Genomic DNA, 780 nt, shown 5'->3' with positions numbered 1-780 from the left:
GGCCTGCTCGGTTAGGCTTTTAGTTTGGTCGCCGGTTTTTACGGCAGATCGATCTTTTTGCCCGCTCCTTACGTCGGTAGCGAGCATCTGTCCCGCTTCGTCGGCTTGCGCCTTGTCGGTGGGGCTTGTTTTGCCCTGCGCGAGAACGTCGAAAGGCCCGCAGGTTTTGACCATGCGGGCTTTTTGTTTGTTAGCTCGATATAGAAGATTGGTTGCGGGGCCTGATGGCATGGAGACTTGTAGATTTGGGGCCTTGAAAAGTCCTGCCTTACTGGCGCTCTGCCAGCTTCTTCCTATGCTTTGACGTGAAATTTGCGCCTGTGGGCTCCCGATTTCTCTTTGCCATCTTATCGACGGCTGGTCTGACGGGAATGACGCCCGAGCCACAAACGCTCGCGTCGTCGCCAAAAATTTCCGATCCACTTTTTACCAAACTTGACGAAACGATACGTATCGTCCATATAAAGTGCACCTACTGTTTTTTTAAGATTGAGAGCAACGGTGAAGAACATGGCCGTCTTGAATGAAAACCACCCGGGTACGCAACTCGCACGGTCCGGCAATGTGACAGCGTTAATCTCCGGCGCCCCGGAAAATACCGTGGCTCCTGTTCATTCGCCGATCAGATCGTTGATCGTACCTGGCACTGCGATCCTCATCGCACTGACTGCAATTGTTGCTGCCGGRGCAAACTGGGACTCTTGGGTCGCGAACCGGGCCGTTCAATCAACAGATGACGCCGCTATAATTGCCGACGTGTCTGCGATAAGTACTCGCGTA

Annotated in this window: 1 pseudogene; it reads left to right on the top strand. The window is 53.4% G+C overall.

Features of this window, described 5'->3' with window-relative positions:
• Window positions 1–510 precede the first annotated feature (510 nt).
• Window positions 511–780 (top strand): annotated as a pseudogene (locus tag AC1D35_RS36575) (HlyD family secretion protein); the annotation flags it as partial.

It is taken from the genome of Rhizobium sp. P1_E6, assembly GCF_056405875.1.
Note: the sequence above shows the minus strand (reverse complement) of the source record. Positions and strands in the feature narration are given on the sequence as shown.